Source organism: Ureibacillus endophyticus (assembly GCF_003628435.1).
GTDB lineage: Bacteria > Bacillota > Bacilli > Bacillales_A > Planococcaceae > Ureibacillus > Ureibacillus endophyticus.
Genome location: NZ_RBZN01000060.1, coordinates 1 through 17,065 on the forward strand (window position 1 = coordinate 1; position 17,065 = coordinate 17,065).

A 17,065-nucleotide genomic window follows, 5' to 3' on the forward strand; every position below is an offset into this window, starting at 1 on the left:
CTTTACTGGAGAAAGCTATCGATACCGTAATTCTAGTATTCGAAAATAAGTAAAAATAGTGTTGGCAAGTGGTCGCAAAATTAATGACCATTTATTACATTTTTTGATTGCCAAATGCAATCAAGGCCTAAATGAATATTTAGAGTGGATTAATTTTAATATCCAAATTGGTGAAAGTGGTAAACAAGAGTATATATCTAATGTCAAACTTCCAAAAGCAATTGAATGGATTGAAAGAATATATCAATTTAAAATTCAATTAAAAGAGAGTCTAACGATGTTATTAATTGACCTACCAACTGAGATTAGAAATTTAATTTTAGAAATAATTAATCAATTAGATGAATTAGATTTTCTAGATAACGATCTTTTTAAATATCGTCAACAACAAGAAAAATATTATGCTAAACTTCAAGAGTTGAAAAAAGAAAGCCGAGAGAAGTTTAATAAGTCAAATGATTTAAATTCAATTAACGAGTTCAGTTTAGAAACATTAAATGCAGTGATAAAAGACTTAAAGTCTCAACTTGATTTTATTTCTAAATCGTTGGTAATTAACTTGAATTATTTAGAGTTCGTTTTAGAACAGATAAAAGAAAAAATTTCAAATGTTATTAATATTCTGAAAAGTTCGAAGTCTAGATTAGAATAAAATCCACGGGTGAAAAATGAATGGGCTTTTGTAATGTATTAATTTCTTAACTGTAAAGGTATTGCACATATTAGTGGAAAGTATTTAAATAGTACTTACATATTACTGTACACACGCCGCGGTTTAATTAATATTTAGTTATAAATGTAGCCCCAAACTAGCACCAAACGAAATCAGTTTAATGCATTATATTACATAACACTATATAATAAAATTTATAATAAAACCTTGGTATTATTGATGTTATTGAAGATTGTTGTTGTACCTTGCAAACTATAAATTTTATTGGTCCAAAAATACTCCACCGAAATGGTTATCATAACACTCGCATCCCGCGGGTGTTTTTTTATGGTAAAATTTACTTAAATAGGTAAATGTGGAGTTGAAGTATCATGAAAAAAAGGAATGGATTGCTATTTGTTCTAACCTTATGTATCGAGGCAGTTATCACTATTATTGTTGCAAGTGCGTTCTCGGTTCGGTTTGTTGAGGTAATGGGCATTGTTGGAGCATTATGTAGTTGTTTAATTTATCTTTTAACAAGTGGAGGTGGACCGATTACGGACTTCTTTAATGCCCAAAATGCTGCCATTACGGGGATTATTCAAGAAAGAGAAACCTTTGTTTTTAGAAGAGGACCAGTATTTTTCGCATCCCTTATTTACTTTGGTATCGGCTTTGATTTTATTTATTTTGTTAGTGAATGGTATCATTCCACCCGCGTAAAATTAGGTTATTTTAAGGTCATCAAAAAGCACCCTGTATTCAACTGGATAAAAACCCGTTGAAATTGGGTGCTTTAATATTAAAAATAAATAGAAGTGGGAACTTATTGGTTTTATAAATCTTTAATACTATCTGTTAATCCATCTGCAGAATTCGCGCACATTTCGGTAGTGGCATTAATCTCTGAAATAATATGGGAGATTTTTGTTATCTCATCGGTTGTGTGTTGACTTTCCACTCTTATGCCCGACATACAAGAAACGATATCGTTAAAGGTCGAGTAAATATTGGAGTATGTTTCGTTAACTTGATGAATTTCGTTATTTACTTCCATTACATACTTCGACATATCCTGTATACCTATATCCGTTTGTTTAATTAATTCGGAAACATTTTCGATGGCCTTTTTTGTTTCCTCTGCAAGTTTTCGTACTTCCGCAGCAACGACAGCAAAACCAGCGCCGTGTTCACCAGCTCGGGCCGCTTCAATTGAGGCATTTAACGCAAGTAAATTGGTTTGGTTTGCAATCGATGTCACGAGGCCTACAATTTCTCGAATCTTGGTAGAGGAGTGCTGAAATTCTTGCATCTTTTGTTTAAATAAATCAACTTGATGATCAACTCGTTCGGTTTGTTCCAGTTGTACGGAAAGTAACACTTGACCTGATTTTGCTTTTTCTTCGGTATCTTTAACAAACGAGAGATTTTGTATTGTAAAATCCTTAATAGTATCAATTTGCGCGGTTAACTGATCCACTGCTGCACTTGTTTCTGCACTAATTGCAGCCAAATCATTTACTACATTATAAACGTTTTTCTTTAATTCATCTTGCTTACTCCGAACTTCTAGGCGTTGTCGATTATTTTCTTCCTCATAAGCTGCTAATACTAATTGTTGTTCAAGATTCAGTATTTTATTAAGTGCATTCAGTATATCAAGCTTATTTTCTTCTGATAAATCCAACTTAAAAATAAAATTGTTTAATTCGAAATAGAGCGTTTCAAAAGCACCAATATACCATCTTGGTTCTAAACCAATTTTGACATGAATCAACGCAACCCTTTTTCTTTTTTCTAAATAATTGTCATCCACAACTCCACTAAACATTTCAAATAGGTGTTGATATAGCGTGTTTTTAAGCCGGTCCACTGTACTATGAGATGAGATGATATTGACTAAAGTGCGTTCCCTTTCGAGAGTGCGATAAAAAGAATCGACAACGGAATGTAAGGTTTCACGAATCATCGGTTGTAGATAATGCAGTAGAGCTAAATCCTTTTTAGTTAATCGAATAAAGAAAATTTGTTTTTGAACCTCAGGGTGTTCTGAAATTTCAATAGAAGACGCCAAAGAATCAGGAGTAATCATCATCAACTTCTCTTTTTTAAAAAACCTCATGTAATTTGTTCCCCTTCTCATGTGGTTTAACAAAAGTTATTTACTATTTAAATATTAGTTACCTTGTTTACTGGAATAGAATAACATGGATAATATTGGAGATACTAGGGAGGATTTTCATAAGATAATACGAATAGGCAATAAGATTCATGAAGAAAACTATCATACAAAAATTAGGATTTGTATATATTATGTGAATTTCGATATAAAAATGTGTAAAAACGCTGGAAAATTGACGAGAAAAATTTTATTGAAATACCTTACAAAACGATGTCACAATTGTAAAACCATTCTAATTTCCTAACGGTGAGTATTATAAATGCGTGTTTTTTTGATACAGCAAATAACATCGCTTGAGATGCAAATAAATGCAATCTAAAAGCAAATAACCTAGATTAAAAAGCAAATAAATTAAGACCAAAAGCAAATATAACCACATAAAAAAATAAAAAACTAACTACGTATGAAAAAAATCTTGAGTTCACAAAATAAAATAACACTTCTTTTTAAAGAACACTTTTTACCGAAATTGAGTAAATTAAAATAAAATAGAAAATATTTATCGCATATTGATGAAAATTTGTTCATAAAAATGTAAAATAAGAAGTGTAAAACATTTTGAGGAGGATGCCGATGATAACCGGTCAGTTAGAGCGAGCGTTTCAATTAGCAGAGAAACATAAACTCGACGTAAGCACAATTTTAGAATTAAACAAAATTATTATGAAGGAGGTAAATTCATCTCCTAAAGTTGAAGAAAAAATTTTACAACAAATTATTCAGATTCTTGTGAACAACAAGCAATACTTAAAGGAGGCAACATAACAATTGCAAAAACAAATTGAATTGTATGATGATTTAGACACATTTGATTAAAGGCGCTGCTTAGCCATGATTATATTCAAGCAGCGCCTTTGTTAATTTTTAAATATAGGACTATTGTCGCTTTGTTTCGAAAATGCTTATGGTCTATTTTGCACCTTCCATACATAAAAATAAGTAAGTATAGGCAATTAAAATGAAAATATAACCAGATTCTGTTAATATATGTAATATATATTTTGAAAAAGTGAGGTGATACGTATGGATGATCATGAGCAATTACTAATTAAAAGTGAAATCATTAAGCAAAATCTTCATAAGATTAGTTTATTAAATAGGGTTTTTACTATTGTCATTGTGTTTTTATTTTTATTCACAAATATCATTACGAATATTCCAATTTTAAATTTAGATAACCTTATTAATATTAGCTATTTCAACTTCTTTTCATTATTTACTTTTAATTTTTTGATCTTTTTAATCGTAGATATTCGAAAAATCCAAATTAATAATGACAACATCAAGAAAGTTGAACTTTTCATCACCTTATATGTCACATTTTTCCTTTCCATTGGTGCATTTATTTCAATGAGAGAGCAGGAAATTTATAATCCCTTACTAATTTATACAATGATTTTATTTACTTGCAGCTCCTTCCTCGTTTTATCTGTTAAGCAAGTATCAATTCCGTTAATAACTTCAACCTGTGTACTTCTTCTAGGTCTTTATTTACAACATGGCTTTGACCAAATATTTATTTTACAACTGCTGTATATTGCATCTATAATTCCAATTGCCTTTTTTATTTCGCAATCATTCTATTATTCTTTTAAACGATCGATAAAATTTCAAATTGAAATGGTTCGGGAGGCTCAAATTTCAAGAGAGCTAACAAAAAAACTACGTGAGGCAAATCGGAAATTAGAATTGCAATCCATGTTAGATCCGCTCACAAGCTTGTTTAACAGGCGAGCATACAATAATTATTTGAAAGAGTTACAAACTAAATTATTGGAAAATTCATACGATTTGTCTGTTATCATGATTGATGTGGATTGTTTTAAAATGTATAACGATACGTACGGGCATGCAGAAGGAGATAAAGTTCTGTTAAAAATTGCGCAAGTGTTAAAGGACCTTGCCGATGAGTACCATTGTTTTGCGACTCGTTGGGGTGGAGAGGAATTTGCTTTGCTACTTTTCGATGTACCAGAGGCTTTTGTAAAAGAAATGTGTAATGAAGTGAAAACGAGAGTGAATCAATTGCAAATAAATCATAATACTTCACATATTTCAGATGTTGTGTCTGTTAGTATCGGCGCTAGTACGAAAACAATTTTGCAACCAGACGATATATTAGCTTGTATTAAGCAAGCGGATGAGGCGCTCTATTTTGTAAAAGAGCACGGAAGAAATAATTTTGAGCATGTGATCTAGACAGGGTGTCCTTAAAATAGAGGATATCCTTTTTATTTACCTCAACTATGCGAGATGTGCATTTTTAGTTGAGCGGTGGGTGAAAATATTGTAGGCTTACTATAGGTTTTGACATTGGAGGGTACACATGAATCAGGTAGATTTAGAATATCAGAGATTAGGTCGAATGATTTTAGAAAATGGTATTGAAAAAGGAGATCGTACAGGGACTGGCACAATTAGTATGTTCGGATCTCAATTACGTTTTGATTTGAAAAAAGAAGGATTTCCCTTACTAACAACAAAACGTGTCGCATTTCGTTTAATCGTAAGTGAACTATTATGGTTTTTAAAAGGCGATACAAATCTTCGTTATTTATTGCAACATAATAATCATATTTGGGACGAGTGGGGCTTCCAAAAATGGGTAGAGTCCGAAGATTACAAAGGACCAGACATGACAAACTTTGGTCTTCGCTCACAAAAAGACCCTGAATTTAATGAATTATATCAAGAGCAATTAAAAATATATCAAGATAAAGTTTTAACAGATGATGACTTTGCCAAAAAATATGGTGATTTAGGGGAAGTATATGGAAAGCAATGGCGCAGTTGGGAAGGCGCAGATGGCAAGGTATATGACCAAATTCAATATATCATCGATGAAATTAAACGAAATCCAGATTCTCGCCGTTTAATTTGTTCGAGCTGGTCCATTTCTTCATTGGAACAACAACAGCTTCCGCCATGTCATTATGCGTTTCAGTTTTATGTAGCAGAAGGGAAATTAAGTTGCATGTTCTCAATGCGTAGTGTGGACTATTTCTTAGGTTTACCATATAACATTTCGAGTTACGCATTGCTTACATATTTACTAGCTCATGAATGTGGCTTAGATGTAGGCGAACTTATCTTTACGGGAGCAGATACACATATTTACTTAAATCATTTGGAGCAAGTAAAAGAGCAACTATCCCGCGAACCACGTCAATTACCAACATTAAAACTAAATCCAGACAAAAAATCAATTTTTGATTTTGAAATAGAAGATATCGTGCTAGAAGGCTATGACCCACATCCAGCCATCAAAGCACCGGTAGCGGTTTAATTGGACAAGCAGCTAGCATGAACTAGCTGCTTTTTTATATTCAATCTTAAGAATAACTTAAGATTCTCATGAAATGTATCTTAATAATTATTTTAATAGAATTCAGGAAGTTATAAACATTTGGAAGCGCGGCCTACCACTGTAAGCCGCGAAAAAATTACAGAAAAATTAGTATGCTTATTTTTAAGTGAGAGGACTGTACAAAAGCACAAAGACAAGTCGTAGAGACAACAACAAGTTGGCTCTGCGGCTTGTGTGCTGAGTCCTCTCACAACAGGAAAATACTACTTTTGAATACAGATAAGTATTAAATTTTATAGGAACGTACCATTTAATATTATTTTAATAGAATTCAGGAAGTTATAAACATTAGGAAGCGCGGCCTACCACTGTAAGCCGCGAAAAAATTACAGAAAAATTAGTATGCTAATTTTTAAGTGAGAGGACTGTACAAAAGCACGAAGACAAGTCGTAGAGACAACAACAAGTTGGCTCTGTTACTTGTGTGCTGAGTCCTCTCACAACAGGAAAATACTACTTTTGAATACAGATAAGTATTAAATTTTATAGTGCCGTTTACTAATCGTGTTGGCTCTGCGGCTTGTGTGCTTAGTCCTCTCACGACAGTGAAATACTATTTTTGAATACAGATTAGTATATAACATTTGGGGAGTATTCGAACTAACAATTTTTACAAATCATCTTTCAGTAGTACAAATCATACAGTCTTACTAAAGGGAGAGATTCTATGAACGACTGGGAGAGTGCCATACAATCCCTTTCTAAAATAACCATTCATTCCAATCCCAAAAACCAACCCGTAACCATCCATGGCGTGCCAGACGACTTGAAATGTATAGGAGTTGGAACCGATGCGGCCGTCTTCCAATCTCCCCAAGTCCCTGCATATGCATATAAAAAATATGCCGCAGACAAAAAAGAAAAAGTCAAAAGTGAAGCGGAAGTTTATGAAAAACTCGGTGCTTCTCCTTATTTTTCAAAGTGTTTCCATGCCCATGACGATATTCTAGTAATAAGTTACGAAGAAGGACCGACTCTGTTTGATTGCATCTTACAAGGAATCCATATTCCCAAACAAGTAATTATGGATGTTGAAGATGCAAGGGAATATGTTCGCAGTAAAGGGCTAAATCCCCGTGATATTCATCTGAAAAACATTTTGTTGCAACAGGGAAGGGCAAAGATACTAGATGTCTCTGAATATATTCAACCAGGCAATGATTATCGATGGGAGCACCTGAAAAAAGGCTATGAACTTTATTATCATTTAATCGATGGAAAGCCTATTCCTTTCCGGTTAGTCGAAACTGTTCGAAAATGGTATAACCAACGTAATCATCATTTTTCCTTTGATGATTTTTCAAGGAAAGTTTTAAATTTATTGTATAAAAATAATGCACATGACTAAACGAAAAGTTTAGTTGTGTGCATTTTTTATATGTACTTTTAAATTCTCTGTTTTACAGTGGAGATTAAAGAGAAATCTTGTACCCATAGATGTTTAACTGCAATCGTGTCGTTCATTTTCATTTTAGGGACCATTTTTCTTACTGTTTCGGGCTATAGCCTCCTCAAATAGTTTTAATTTATTAAATAAAAACTGAACTAATACAAAATTAGTTCAGCATAATAGTAAATTTAGTTTATTTTAAACAACGATTTTGTCCAAATTTCTGTTGACGACGGGTGATTACTTTCGAAAAGTGCATACCTTTCAGCGTAGGGAAGTAGTTCTTGATTGATGAAAGGCTTTAAGGATTTTGGACAAGCATTAATTATAATCGAGTTCTTTTTCAGTGAAGCAATTTGTTTCAAGAAGTTATCTTTCATCTGTGGAATCTCACTCCACATTTTTATCCAAACCTTATCCCGTAACTCGCGATAGGCATTGTTCATGTTCTTTTGATGAATGTGATACAAGGAAGTTTGAACACTGATGGCATTCATAATAATGATACGATACTCGTGATTCTCTTCAATCACGTTAAACAAGTTCAAAAAATGAATGAGGGATTCGATATTTCGCTCAATTTTTTTCCCCGTTTGACCTTGAGCGGGGGCAATAGGCGTTAGCTTTTCTACGTTGGGTTCATACTCGTCTATATGAGGTGCTTCTAACATAATCACAATCGATTTGTTTTTGTCTTTTGCGCGGATCTCTTCATCATTGCATTGTTCAATGTTTACATGAGATCCATCGAAACAGCCCTTGTAACGGATGACATTCAAAACTTGCTTATTATTTTTAAAAAATGACTTCTTTAGTAGGATGTTTTCTTGATCGACAACAATATATTTACTTCCACTATTCTTCAAATCTTCAAAAACGATTTTACTAATCTCGGTTTTAATAGAATATCCTTCGAGTTGAATCGACGATTTTTGAGTGATGATTACCATATATAAACCACGTCCTTTGCTAGGAAATATATTACGAATAAGTATATTAATGATATATTAAAAATATTGTAAAAATATGAGTGATTTCGTAAAATTAATCACTCTATTTCATTTAATTAGAAATAATATCCTAAATAATAGAATATATCTGTTAATGCGAGCAATTTCTTGTGGATAAATTTTATTTATGTTACAGTTTTTCTAGATGAATATACTTATTTAGTATTTCTATCCATATTTTAGTAGAAGAAAGGGGTTATTTTATTGACAATTAAAGTAGGACTATTTGGTTTTGGACGAACGGGAAGTGTGGTAGCTGGTGAAATTATTCGTGATTCTGAATGTGAATTAGAGTGGGTTATTCGACAAACTCCTTCACATCACAATGAGTATGCTAGTAATTTACTAGGTTTTGACCATTTAGAAGGCAAGATTATTCATTTTAAAGAAGTGGACTTTGACCAATTTTTTAAAGAAAATCCAGTAGATGTTATTATTGATTTCTCCTCATCCTCTGCAGTTAGTGAATATGCTAGTGTAGTAAAACACGGGTGCAAAATTGTCTCTGCGATTTCCAATTATGAAAAGAATGATTTTGAACAATTGGAAATGTTGAGCCAACAAACAGCCGTTTTATATTCCCCAAACATCACTGTAGGTATCAACTTTTTAATGGAAGCCTCTAAATTACTACAAAAAATCGCTCCTCATGCAGATATTGAAATAATTGAAGAACATTTTAGAGGAAAGAAAGATGTATCTGGAACTGCATTGCGCATTGCAGAACAACTTGGTCTTGATAAAAATGAGCACGTAAACTCAATTAGAGTCGGCGGAATTGTGGGAAAACATGAAGTCGTTTTTGGATTGCCAAATCAAACAATTCGAATTATACATGAATCTCACAATCGAGCTGCTTTCGGGCAAGGGGCTATTTATGCAGCGAAATGGATTATGGGGAAAGAACAAGGGTTATATAGTATGGAAGAAGCATTATCACTAATGATGACTCAATCCAATTCACCTCAACAAGAACCCATTGCAATCCGTTAATATCATTCATTTGAGCCAATTCCATAAATGGGGAATGAAAAAATAATACTATGAAATTGACTCAATTAAATGAATTTACCCCTATTAACTACAGTGGAATTTGGGAATCCTTCTAAATGGAGAGAGTTTTTGTTAGAATTAAGAAAATCGTATAGAAGAATTTAGGAGAGATTACATGATTTCACTGATTGTTGCTCATGATAAAAATCGAGTAATTGGGCATGAAAATAAAATGCCATGGTATTTACCAGGGGAGTTAAAGTATTTTAAAGAACAAACGATGGGTAAGCCGATGATTATGGGGAGAAAAACTTTCGAATCGATTGGACGACCTTTACCAGGAAGAAGAAATATTGTTATTACGAGAAATGCCTTTTATCGCCATGAAGGTATTGAAATAGCGACATCTTTAGATGAGGCATTGCAAATGGCAGGGGATGTTCCGGAAGTGATGATCATCGGTGGGGAACAGATTTTTGATATGGCACTGGAGATTGCAGATCGTTTATATATTACAAAAATTAATCATGAATTCCCAGGAGACACATTTTTCCCGACTTACGGTGATGAATGGAAACTCGTTTCCGAAAGTGAGCCAGTTGAAACGCCAGACGGATATACATTTACGTATTGTATATATGAACGATAAAAAGCTAAAAGCACATCACTTATTTTGGGGTGGTGTGCTTTAAGTTTATTTATATTAATCTATATTGTTCGCTCCAAGGAAAATATTACAGTGGTTGGGGTTCGGACAGAATACTGTGTAGATACAACTTGTCGAAGAGCGTTATCACTAGGCTATCAAGTCACTCTTATAGCGGACGGTCACACGACAATAGACGATATTCTGCCTGCAAAACAAATCATCGAGCACCATAATATAAACTTAAGTAAATTAAGTGCAGCAGATTGTAAAATAGCAGTTGTCTCTTCTAGTGAACACGTTTTTTAAATAGGTATTTACATATAGTTTGTTAAAATGCCATTTAGCAACAAATGATCAGTATTTTATTTTCTATTAATATACAGTAACAAGAATAACGTGATGTTTGGGCGCTTTCTAAAAAAATAGCAAAGTGCTTTTTCATTTATTTAAGGTACACATATGATGAAATTTTAGCCTTTCATATTAGAATATATTTTAGTGGATTGTTTAGATACTTATAAGAAAAATCTATATTACTTTCCCCCTTTACTAATCACAGGTATGGTAGTGGTTATTGAGGGTATTAAAAAACTATTTAATTGTTAGGGTAGAGAGTATGAATGCTTATTTTTTGTGAAATAATCAAATGAAAATTGTGTTTCTTGTTTACTTTTCTAGTAATTAGGATATTTAATAAAAGAGTCTGGCATTACAGTTCTCTTGGACAACTATTGCCAGCAAAAATGATTATCTATATAATAAAGACCTAAAATTTTTAGGAGGAAAGTAAATGAATATAGATTTAGGATCAATTCCTTATTTAGCAATAATTTTAAGCGCGCTTGCAATTTGTATTTTCGGTTCCATCTGGTATTCACCTAAAGTATTCTGGAATACTTGACTAAAGTTAAAGGGGTTAAATGAGGATAAATTACCAAGCGTGGGAAAAGTGATGTCAGGTTCAATTTTAATGGCTATAGTGAATTCCTTTTTATTAGCGATTATTGCTGGGTGGGTAAATATTGAAGGTTTAATCGATGGATTATGGCTCGGGTTAGTAGTAGGATTAGTCATCGCCGGCACCTCTGCCACGAATGCCATGTATGAAGGAATGAAGTTAAAACTTTACATGATAACAGCTGGTTTTCATGTAATTAGTATGATTATAGCAGGAATTATTATCGGCAGTTTTGCTTGATCGATTCATTGAAAATGCGCGGCACATAAAACATTTACTTAATAAACTTAGTAAAAAACATCGATTCTCAAAAACAGAATCGATGTTTTTCCATGTCTGACAACACAAATGATAACAAATCGTATTTTAATTTAACTTATTTTAGAAAAGTTTTTTCGATATCATCTAGCATTAAGTTAGCAGCTTTTACACCGCCAGCTGTGTTCCAAATAACATCATCCACTTTATGCACTTCACCTTTTTTTGCTACTTCCAGGTTTTTGAAGATAGGATCCTCTAACCATTCTTTTTCAAGCTCAGTAGCAGCTCCGTCCCCAGTTTCGTAAGTAAAGTAGAATAGGATATCGCCATCCATTAAAGGCACTTGTTCTTTTGTTGCACCTTTAATTGCAAATTCATCAACATCTTGGCTTTCAGGTCTTGCAAATCCAAGTTGATTTAAAATGACACCAGAAAAAGAATCTTTTTGATAAATACGAACATCCCCAGCCATAAAACGGACCATAGAAACCTTCATATTCAATTTATCACCAAGCTGTTCTTTTAAGTCAGCAATTCTAGAATCGTATGCGTCTATAATTTCTTTACCTTTTTCTTCTTTATTCACTGCTTTTGCATAAAGTTCAAAGTTGTTTTTCCAATTGCCACGTAAATCTTCAGCAAATACAGTTGGAGCAATTGCGCTTAATTGTTCATAAATTGCTTCTTGGCGCATTTTATTCCCGATAATTAAGTCAGGTTGTAAAGCAGCAATTGCCTCAATATTTACTTCACTTTCTAATCCAACTACTTCTACATCTTTCATTTCATCAGCAATATGATCGTACCAAGGATTGCCCGTCCAAGATTGAACTGCACCCACAGGTTTCACTCCAAGTTCAAGAAGTGCTTCAGTTCCTTCATTTGTTAAAATTACTATTCTCTCAGGTGTATTTTCTAAAGTTGTTGTACCCATTGCATGCTCAACTGTATAACTAGTTTCTACTGTGTTTTGCTCACTTGTTTCTTTTTCAGAACTTTTCTCTTCATTCGTATTTCCTCCGCATGCAGCTAAGATGAAGAGTAAAAAGACTGATAGACTAAATAAAATAGATTTTGATTTCATACTTAAGTCCTCCAATTGATAGTGATAATTGTTATCATTTATGAGAATATATTATTTTTATTTTAAACCAATGTCAACAATTAATTGAAAATGATTATCAAAATCATTGACATGGAAGTAATCAGTACAATAGACTAATCTTAGAAATATAAAACTTTAAGATTTATTTTGGAAGGTAAAATATTATGCTATTAAAAACAAATCGTTGGAAAATAATAGGGTTGATTTTCGCAAGTTTGCTACTCTTATTACTAATGTGTGGAAGCATCATATATGGATATACCGATACAACGTGGAAGATGGCTTGGGATGCATTCCAATTTAATAATGGTTCAAATGAGCATCTAGTCATCACAACGGTAAGACTACCCAGGGCATTAATTGCTGCAGCAGTAGGTTTCAGCGTGGCCATAGCTGGTGTGTTAATGCAAACACTGACGAAAAATCCACTTGCATCTCCGGACATTTTTGGGGTAAATGCTGGTGCTGGTTTTGCAGTGGTAATTGGAATCACGATGTTTTCAATGGGAAATTTACAAGCGATAACATGGGTCGCATTTTTGGGGGCGTCCATAGCTGCTATTGGAGTGTATGCATTAGGAACGGCAGGTAGAGAAGGACTAACACCAATTAAACTAACATTGGCTGGTGCAGCAATGGCCGCCATGTTTTCTTCCTTTACCCAGGGGTTCCTTGTTACGGACGAAGCCGCACTGGAGCAGGTTTTGTTTTGGTTAGCAGGTTCTGTTCAAGGGCGAAAGCTTGAAATATTATTGTCGGTTTTACCATATTTAATAGTTGGCTGGTTAGGTGCCATGGTGATTTCTCCAAAGATGAATGTTTTGTCGATGGGGGAAGATGTAGCAAAAGGTTTAGGACTTCGTACGGGTTTATTAAAAGTGTGTATAGCCATTGTTGTGATTCTATTAGCTGGGGGTTCAGTAGCCATTGCAGGTCCAATCGGGTTTATTGGTATTGTTATTCCACACGTAGCAAGAGCAATCGTTGGAATTGATCATCGTTGGTTAATTCCGTTTTCAGGACTTCTTGGAGGCTGTTTATTACTTATAGCTGATATCCTGGCTCGGTATATCATTATGCCGCAAGAGGTACCGGTAGGTGTTATGACAGCTATCATTGGAACTCCATTCTTTATCTATATCGCAAGAAAGGGGTTTAATGCAAAATGAGTAAAAATAAAACAGTTCGATTTTTGAATGGAAAAGTCTCATTTTTATTTGATAGACGAGCGATTAAAGTTTTTTCTATAGCAGCGATCACAGCTGCGATTATTTTTATCATCAGTACAGGGATAGGGGATATGAAAATTAGCCCTCTTTCAGTAATAAATGTATTGTTCGGCGGTGGAACTCAAATGGAACAACTGGTAGTCACTTCCTTACGATTACCCCGCATTATTGTAGCCCTAATGGTAGGTATGTCATTGGCTGTTGCGGGTGCAATTTTACAAGGTATGATTCGAAATCCATTGGCCTCACCAGATATCCTCGGAACTACAGGAGGAGCGGCAGTTGCGGTTGTCGGTTTTTTAGCCTTTTTCAGCGATGAAAACAATGCATTAACGGTAAGTATTAAATGGATGCCTTTAGCAGCTTTTATTGGTGCTGGAGTCATTGCAATTCTGGTATACATACTGGCATGGAAAAATGGCGTATCTCCATTCCGACTAGTGTTAATAGGGATAGGGGTATCTGCCCTCATGCAGGCTTTAACGACATTGATGATGATTTTGGGTCCAATTTATCGTGCGAGTCAGGCAAATATTTGGATTACTGGTACTGTAAATGGCACCACTTGGGATAATGTAAAAATTTTAGTCCCGATATCTGTCATTCTAGTTATGATTGCATTGTTTATGACACGAGATATGAATATACAAGAACTTGGGGATGACATTGCCACTGGGGTTGGCAGCCATGTTCAACGTCAGCGTATTTTTTTTCTGGTCATTAGTGCGGCATTAATCGGTGTTTCAGTTGCGTTTGCAGGAGGAATCGGTTTTGTTGGTTTAATGGCGCCTCATATGGCTAGAAGATTGGTTGGATCTTCTTTTGGGGCTCTATTACCAGTATCTGCACTTATAGGCGGAATACTCGTTATGTTGGCAGACTTAGTAGGCAGAACATTATTTTCTCCGTTAGAAGTTCCGGCTGGAATATTTACTTCAGCAATCGGGGCACCTTATTTTATCTATTTACTATTTAGAACGAGAAATTCATAAATTTGGTTTAAGGAGTTGAGGATGATGGCACAAGCAATTGAAACGAAAGAGTTAACTCTTTCCTATGGTGAATCAATTATTATTGAAGAAATGGATTTACGTATTCCAAAAGGGAAAATTACAGTTTTTATTGGCGGAAATGGTTGTGGTAAATCAACACTCCTTCGTTCTATTGCCCGATTGTTAAAACCTAAAACGGGTTCTATTTATTTAGAAGGAACTGCAATTGCCAATATGTCAACGAAAGACGTGGCTAAACAAATGGCGATTCTTCCTCAATCACCTGTTGCTCCTGAAGGTCTTACGGTTCTCCAGTTGGTTAAACAGGGGCGATATCCATATCAAACATGGTTAAAACAGTGGACGAAGGAAGATGAAAAGATAGTAAACGATGCATTAAAAGCTACAGGGATTGAAGAACTAAAAGATCGAGCAGTTGATTCTTTATCTGGAGGACAACGCCAAAGGGCATGGATTGCGATGACATTGGCTCAGGATACGGACATTATTCTCCTTGATGAACCAACTACCTACTTAGATATGGCCCATCAAATTGAAATTCTCGACTTGCTTTTCGAATTAAATGAGAAAGAAAATCGAACAATTGTGATGGTTCTGCATGATTTGAACTTGGCATGTCGATACGCCCATAATATTGTGGCTATCAAAAATAAAGAAATCTTTGCACAAGGCAAACCGGAAGATGTAATCAACAGTAGGTTAGTCGAAAAAGTATTTGAAATGGAATGTGAAATTACAACAGATCCATTGTTTGGAACACCTATGTGTATTCCTTGTGGAAAGGGAAGATGTATTCTTAAACAGCGAGTAAGTGCTCATGCATAAAGCTCTAGATAGTAACGAAATTGAACAATTAAGACAGTTTCGTTTTGCTACAAAGCTTGAATCATCGGAACTATCGATTGAATTAAATCGATTAAAAGATGAAACTGAATTGTTGCGCTATTTGGAAAATCTCGGTCCTCATATTGGATCTCCAAATTTAAAAGTTACTTCATCTGTTTTCATAAAGAGATACGCGTTTTTAGCGGTAATTTATTTCCATGCATTTACTACATGGAATAAAAAATTAGATGTTTCTTTCGATAATTTAATTTTGCAGACGAAAAATGAAGAAGGCAATTGGCTGCCAACAATTTATTTTAAAGACATGGGTGTAATAGAGGTAATGGAAGATAGAAGTAGTAGGAGAGACGAGGTGCTTAAAAAATTATTTTCAGATAATATTGATGTATTGATAAACTTATTATCGAAAGTGACGAAGCAATCGAAACGTATTCTTTGGGAAAATATTTCTATTTATATCTTCTGGTTATACGAAATAGTGTTAAGTAACTCAGATAATGCATATTTGCGCAATCTAGCAAAAGAAGATTTTTATTATATAGTCCATGAAGCGCCCGGGAGTCTTTTCGGAGCCATACGACCAATCCATTAAAATCGTTTTATAGAAATAAAAGATACCTACAACATTTACAAGAAGAAGTACGAGTGAGAAACACCTGTTGCCTTTCTTACTTATTAATGGGAAAGAAGAAATATTGCAAATCATGTCCACTAATATGTAATAAAAAATAAATACTCAATAATCAGTGCTTTCCTTAAATAAGGAAAGTGCTTTTTCATTACCTGAGGATTTGAAACATTTTCCAATTTTTATCGTCAATTTATTGAAAAGATAGTATAGAGAGGTGAGGAAATGAAGGAAAGTATAAAAGGAGCTATTTCGTATATATCATTGGTAATAGGATTAATTTTATTGTTTATTGGCTTTTTATATTATTTAATAATTACTTCTGATATACCTGTTAGTTTCACACTCGCCGAATCTAAGGTGGCACAAGGGACTATTCTCGCTTCTACTTTTGCATTTTTGTTAGGTTCACTTTTGAATCTTAATAAGAAAGTTCGTACTATACTAATTGGTATATTGAGTATTAGTTTTATTATAAATTTATCTCATCTTACTACAGCTAGTCGTGGAGCAGAGTATTTTACGCTTGAGTTTGTACACCTGATATTACCATTTGTAATTCAACCGGTATTAATTATTTTCGTAAATATTTTAGTCATCATAAATAATCGAAAAAAAGGTAAAGAGTATTTCCGAACGCAATCAAAGTGACTTTTTCTGGTCCTTTGTCAATTGTTGGGGTAAGAAATGAGAGGACAAGAAAACTTGGATATTTGATATACTATTCTGCCATCCATTTCTTCTGAAGCGTAGCGAAGAAGGAATGGATGGCAGAACGC

The 17,065-nt window shown here is 34.0% G+C and carries 18 protein-coding genes and 1 pseudogene; 16 read left to right on the plus strand and 3 right to left on the minus strand.

What is annotated here, in order from left to right; all coding sequences use genetic code 11:
* The first annotated feature begins 58 nt into the window (after positions 1–58).
* Together D8M03_RS15680 and D8M03_RS15685 are read left to right on the plus strand one after the other, a co-directional pair.
* Complete coding sequence (locus tag D8M03_RS15680) at positions 59–652, plus strand: hypothetical protein (RefSeq protein WP_170148472.1); 594 nt, start codon at positions 59–61, stop codon at positions 650–652.
* A 392-nt stretch (positions 653–1,044) separates the two neighbouring features.
* Entirely contained in the window at positions 1,045–1,440 is a 396-nt protein-coding gene (locus D8M03_RS15685; RefSeq protein ID WP_245987645.1) for a hypothetical protein, read from the plus strand.
* 50 nt (positions 1,441–1,490) lie between these two features.
* Here the strand turns inward: D8M03_RS15685 and D8M03_RS15690 are convergent, their stop codons facing one another.
* Positions 1,491–2,777: a globin-coupled sensor protein gene (locus tag D8M03_RS15690; RefSeq protein WP_170148473.1), complete on the minus strand. Its 1,287-nt coding sequence runs from the start codon at positions 2,775–2,777 to the stop codon at positions 1,491–1,493.
* A 633-nt stretch (positions 2,778–3,410) separates the two neighbouring features.
* Here D8M03_RS15690 and D8M03_RS15695 point away from each other — a divergent pair.
* From D8M03_RS15695 to D8M03_RS15710, 4 genes are all read left to right on the plus strand, one after another.
* Positions 3,411–3,602, plus strand: coding sequence for an ABC transporter permease (locus tag D8M03_RS15695; protein ID WP_121215765.1), 192 nt, complete (start codon positions 3,411–3,413; stop codon positions 3,600–3,602).
* A 258-nt stretch (positions 3,603–3,860) separates the two neighbouring features.
* The gene (locus D8M03_RS15700) at positions 3,861–5,036 is read left to right on the plus strand and encodes a GGDEF domain-containing protein (RefSeq protein WP_121215766.1); all 1,176 of its coding nucleotides are present in this window, start codon (positions 3,861–3,863) and stop codon (positions 5,034–5,036) included.
* 127 nt (positions 5,037–5,163) lie between these two features.
* Positions 5,164–6,123 carry a thymidylate synthase gene (locus D8M03_RS15705; RefSeq protein ID WP_121215767.1) on the plus strand — a complete coding sequence of 320 codons (960 nt, stop codon included), beginning with the start codon at positions 5,164–5,166 and terminating at the stop codon, positions 6,121–6,123.
* Positions 6,124–6,871: 748 nt separating this feature from the next.
* Entirely contained in the window at positions 6,872–7,552 is a 681-nt protein-coding gene (locus tag D8M03_RS15710; RefSeq protein WP_121215768.1) for a serine/threonine protein kinase, read from the plus strand.
* A 230-nt stretch (positions 7,553–7,782) separates the two neighbouring features.
* Here the strand turns inward: D8M03_RS15710 and D8M03_RS15715 are convergent, their stop codons facing one another.
* Positions 7,783–8,544, minus strand: coding sequence for a hypothetical protein (locus tag D8M03_RS15715; protein WP_121215769.1), 762 nt, complete (start codon positions 8,542–8,544; stop codon positions 7,783–7,785).
* 264 nt (positions 8,545–8,808) lie between these two features.
* Between D8M03_RS15715 and dapB the strand changes: the two genes are divergently transcribed.
* The 4 genes and pseudogenes from dapB to D8M03_RS15735 form a co-directional block, all read left to right on the plus strand.
* Positions 8,809–9,597, plus strand: a complete 789-nt coding sequence (gene dapB, locus D8M03_RS15720; protein WP_121215770.1) for a 4-hydroxy-tetrahydrodipicolinate reductase — start codon at positions 8,809–8,811, stop codon at positions 9,595–9,597.
* 175 nt (positions 9,598–9,772) lie between these two features.
* Positions 9,773–10,246 carry a dihydrofolate reductase gene (locus D8M03_RS15725; protein WP_121215771.1) on the plus strand — a complete coding sequence of 158 codons (474 nt, stop codon included), beginning with the start codon at positions 9,773–9,775 and terminating at the stop codon, positions 10,244–10,246.
* 24 nt (positions 10,247–10,270) lie between these two features.
* Positions 10,271–10,552 carry an isochorismatase family protein gene (locus tag D8M03_RS15730; RefSeq protein WP_281272169.1) on the plus strand — a complete coding sequence of 94 codons (282 nt, stop codon included), beginning with the start codon at positions 10,271–10,273 and terminating at the stop codon, positions 10,550–10,552.
* 625 nt (positions 10,553–11,177) lie between these two features.
* A pseudogene (locus D8M03_RS15735) lies at positions 11,178–11,444 on the plus strand (DUF1761 family protein); the annotation flags it as partial.
* A 136-nt stretch (positions 11,445–11,580) separates the two neighbouring features.
* On the opposite strand, the gene D8M03_RS15740 reads toward D8M03_RS15735, so the two are convergent.
* Positions 11,581–12,549, minus strand: a complete 969-nt coding sequence (locus tag D8M03_RS15740) for an ABC transporter substrate-binding protein (protein ID WP_121215774.1) — start codon at positions 12,547–12,549, stop codon at positions 11,581–11,583.
* A 185-nt stretch (positions 12,550–12,734) separates the two neighbouring features.
* Here D8M03_RS15740 and D8M03_RS15745 point away from each other — a divergent pair, with 185 nt between their 5' ends.
* The 6 genes from D8M03_RS15745 (at position 12,735) to D8M03_RS15770 (ending at position 16,937) form a co-directional block, all read left to right on the plus strand.
* Positions 12,735–13,739: a FecCD family ABC transporter permease gene (locus D8M03_RS15745; protein ID WP_121215775.1), complete on the plus strand. Its 1,005-nt coding sequence runs from the start codon at positions 12,735–12,737 to the stop codon at positions 13,737–13,739.
* Complete coding sequence (locus D8M03_RS15750) at positions 13,736–14,791, plus strand: FecCD family ABC transporter permease (RefSeq protein WP_121215776.1); 1,056 nt, start codon at positions 13,736–13,738, stop codon at positions 14,789–14,791. Before D8M03_RS15745 ends, D8M03_RS15750 begins: the two co-directional genes overlap by 4 nt.
* Before the next feature lie 24 nt (positions 14,792–14,815).
* A complete protein-coding gene (locus D8M03_RS15755; RefSeq protein WP_121215777.1) occupies positions 14,816–15,637 on the plus strand; it encodes an ABC transporter ATP-binding protein in 822 nt (273 codons plus the stop codon).
* On the plus strand, positions 15,630–16,250 hold the full coding sequence (locus tag D8M03_RS15760; RefSeq protein WP_121215778.1) for an IucA/IucC family C-terminal-domain containing protein: 621 nt from the start codon (positions 15,630–15,632) through the stop codon (positions 16,248–16,250). The genes D8M03_RS15755 and D8M03_RS15760 overlap by 8 nt, the downstream gene beginning before the upstream one ends.
* Before the next feature lie 53 nt (positions 16,251–16,303).
* Positions 16,304–16,390 carry a (2Fe-2S)-binding protein gene (locus D8M03_RS18115; protein WP_121215779.1) on the plus strand — a complete coding sequence of 29 codons (87 nt, stop codon included), beginning with the start codon at positions 16,304–16,306 and terminating at the stop codon, positions 16,388–16,390.
* Between the two features lie 121 nt (positions 16,391–16,511).
* Positions 16,512–16,937 (plus strand): hypothetical protein, encoded by a 426-nt coding sequence (locus tag D8M03_RS15770; RefSeq protein ID WP_121215780.1) that lies wholly within the window; start codon positions 16,512–16,514, stop codon positions 16,935–16,937.
* The last annotated feature ends 128 nt before the right edge of the window (positions 16,938–17,065 follow it).

Bases quoted from the DNA above. Each gene is read 5' to 3' on its own strand.
- D8M03_RS15685 (WP_245987645.1), top strand. From the start codon at position 1,045: ATGAAAAAAAGGAATGGATTGCTATTTGTTCTAACCTTATGTATCGAG.
- D8M03_RS15690 (WP_170148473.1), bottom strand. From the start codon at position 2,777: ATGAGGTTTTTTAAAAAAGAGAAGTTGATGATGATTACTCCTGATTCT.
- D8M03_RS15695 (WP_121215765.1), top strand. From the start codon at position 3,411: ATGATAACCGGTCAGTTAGAGCGAGCGTTTCAATTAGCAGAGAAACAT.
- D8M03_RS15700 (WP_121215766.1), top strand. From the start codon at position 3,861: ATGGATGATCATGAGCAATTACTAATTAAAAGTGAAATCATTAAGCAA.
- D8M03_RS15705 (WP_121215767.1), top strand. From the start codon at position 5,164: ATGAATCAGGTAGATTTAGAATATCAGAGATTAGGTCGAATGATTTTA.
- D8M03_RS15710 (WP_121215768.1), top strand. From the start codon at position 6,872: ATGAACGACTGGGAGAGTGCCATACAATCCCTTTCTAAAATAACCATT.
- D8M03_RS15715 (WP_121215769.1), bottom strand. From the start codon at position 8,544: ATGGTAATCATCACTCAAAAATCGTCGATTCAACTCGAAGGATATTCT.
- D8M03_RS15725 (WP_121215771.1), top strand. From the start codon at position 9,773: ATGATTTCACTGATTGTTGCTCATGATAAAAATCGAGTAATTGGGCAT.
- D8M03_RS15740 (WP_121215774.1), bottom strand. From the start codon at position 12,549: ATGAAATCAAAATCTATTTTATTTAGTCTATCAGTCTTTTTACTCTTC.
- D8M03_RS15745 (WP_121215775.1), top strand. From the start codon at position 12,735: ATGCTATTAAAAACAAATCGTTGGAAAATAATAGGGTTGATTTTCGCA.
- D8M03_RS15750 (WP_121215776.1), top strand. From the start codon at position 13,736: ATGAGTAAAAATAAAACAGTTCGATTTTTGAATGGAAAAGTCTCATTT.
- D8M03_RS15755 (WP_121215777.1), top strand. From the start codon at position 14,816: ATGGCACAAGCAATTGAAACGAAAGAGTTAACTCTTTCCTATGGTGAA.
- D8M03_RS15760 (WP_121215778.1), top strand. From the start codon at position 15,630: ATGCATAAAGCTCTAGATAGTAACGAAATTGAACAATTAAGACAGTTT.
- D8M03_RS15770 (WP_121215780.1), top strand. From the start codon at position 16,512: ATGAAGGAAAGTATAAAAGGAGCTATTTCGTATATATCATTGGTAATA.